This is a genomic window from Bradyrhizobium sp. TM233, assembly GCF_036247965.1.
Taxonomy (GTDB): domain Bacteria; phylum Pseudomonadota; class Alphaproteobacteria; order Rhizobiales; family Xanthobacteraceae; genus Bradyrhizobium; species Bradyrhizobium ottawaense.
On sequence record NZ_BTIG01000108.1, the window covers coordinates 1 to 290 of the forward strand.

Consider the following 290-nt stretch of genomic DNA (forward strand, 5'->3'; position numbering starts at 1 on the left):
TGCGCCGCCGACAGCACTTGCGAGGACGACGCGCCGGTCTCGGCGGCGCCCCGCTCGACCTCGCCGACATTGGACGAGGCCTGCTGCGCACCTTTGGCCGCCTGCTGCACGTTTCGTGTGATCTCCTGCGTCGCCGCACCCTGCTCCTCCACCGCCGCGGCAATGGCCGCAGCGATTTCGGACAGCCGCGCGATGGTGCCGCCGATGTCGCGGATCGCCGCGACGGATTCCTGGGTCGCCGACTGGATGCCGGTGATCTGCTGCGCGATCTCACCGGTCGCCTTCGCGGT

1 pseudogene is annotated in these 290 nt (G+C 70.7%); it reads right to left on the reverse strand.

The features are described from left to right. Positions 1 to 290: pseudogene (locus AABA86_RS33875) on the reverse strand (methyl-accepting chemotaxis protein); the annotation flags it as partial.